The sequence below is a fragment of the Burkholderia sp. 3C genome, from assembly GCF_054589155.1.
On sequence record NZ_BAAILN010000089.1, the window covers coordinates 1 to 1,713 of the forward strand.

Annotated in this window: 1 protein-coding gene; it reads left to right on the forward strand. The window is 62.8% G+C overall.

The annotated features are described in order from the left end of the window. Positions 1-1,713 (forward strand): efflux RND transporter permease subunit (locus ACYP33_RS15705; RefSeq protein ID WP_459622754.1); only part of this gene is annotated, 1,713 nt, incomplete at both ends.

Here is a 1,713-nt window from a genome sequence, read left to right on the forward strand (position 1 = left end):
AGGAAGTGGTCAAGACGCTGCTGGAAGGCATCGTGCTGGTGTTCCTCGTGATGTATCTGTTCCTGCAGAACCTGCGGGCCACGATCATCCCGACGATCGCCGTGCCGGTGGTGCTGCTCGGCACGTTCGCGATCATGTCGGCGGTGGGCTTCTCGATCAACACGCTGTCGATGTTCGGCCTGGTGCTCGCGATCGGCTTGCTGGTGGACGATGCGATCGTGGTGGTGGAGAACGTCGAGCGCGTGATGTCGGAGGAGGGGCTCTCGCCGAAGGAGGCCACCAAGAAGGCGATGGGCCAGATCACCGGCGCGCTGGTGGGCGTGGCGCTGGTGCTGTCGGCCGTGTTCGTGCCGGTGGCATTCTCGGGCGGCTCGGTCGGCGCGATCTATCGTCAGTTCTCGCTGACGATCGTGTCGGCGATGGTGCTGTCGGTGCTGGTGGCGTTGATCCTGACGCCGGCCTTGTGCGCGACGCTGCTCAAGCCGATTCCGCAGGGCCATCACGAAGAGAAGAAGGGCTTCTTCGGCTGGTTCAACCGCAACTTCAACAACAGCCGCGACAAGTACCACAAGGGCGTGCACCACGTGATCAAGCGCTCGGGCCGCTGGCTGATCATCTATCTGGCGGTGATCATCGGCGTGGGCTTCCTGTTCGTGCGCCTGCCGAAGTCGTTCCTGCCCGATGAAGATCAGGGCCTGATGTTCGTGATCGTGCAAACGCCGTCGGGTTCCACCCAGGAAACCACGGCGCGCACGCTGAAGAACATTTCCGATTACGTGCTCAACGACGAGAAGGACATCGTCGAATCGGCGTTCACCGTGAACGGCTTCAGCTTCGCCGGCCGCGGCCAGAACTCCGGTCTCGTGTTCGTCAAGCTGAAGGATTATTCGGCGCGTCAGAGCTCGAACCAGAAGGTGCAGGCGCTGATCGGGCGGATGTTCGCGCGCTACAGCGGCTACAAGGACGCGATCGTCATTCCGTTCAACCCGCCGTCGATTCCCGAACTGGGCACGGCAGCCGGCTTCGACTTCGAGCTGACCGACAACGCGGGCCTCGGCCACGACGCGTTGATGGCGGCACGGAACCAGTTGCTCGGCATGGCCGCCAAGGATCCGACGCTGCAGGGCGTGCGCCCGAACGGCCTGAACGACACGCCGCAGTACAAGATCGATATCGATCGCGAGAAAGCCAACGCGCTCGGCGTGACGGCGGCTTCGATCGACCAGACCTTCTCGATCGCGTGGGCGTCGCAATACGTCAACAACTTCCTCGATACGGATGGTCGTATCAAGAAGGTGTACGTGATGGCCGACGCGCCGTTCCGCGCCACGCCGGAAGATCTGAACATCTGGTACGTGCGCAACGGCTCGGGCGGGATGGTGCCGTTCGGTGCGTTCGCCTCCGGTCACTGGACCTACGGTTCGCCGAAGCTCGAGCGCTACAACGGGATTTCGTCGATGGAAATCCAGGGTCAGGCGTCGGCGGGCAAGAGTACCGGCCAGGCAATGACGGCGATGTCGAACCTCGCGACCAAGCTGCCGAACGGTATCGGCTACTCGTGGACGGGGCTGTCGTTCCAGGAACTGCAATCGGGTTCGCAGGCGCCGATCCTTTACGCGATCTCGATCCTGGTGGTGTTCCTGTGTCTGGCGGCGCTGTACGAAAGCTGGTCGATCCCGTTCTCGGTGATCATGGTGGTGCCGCTCGGCGTGA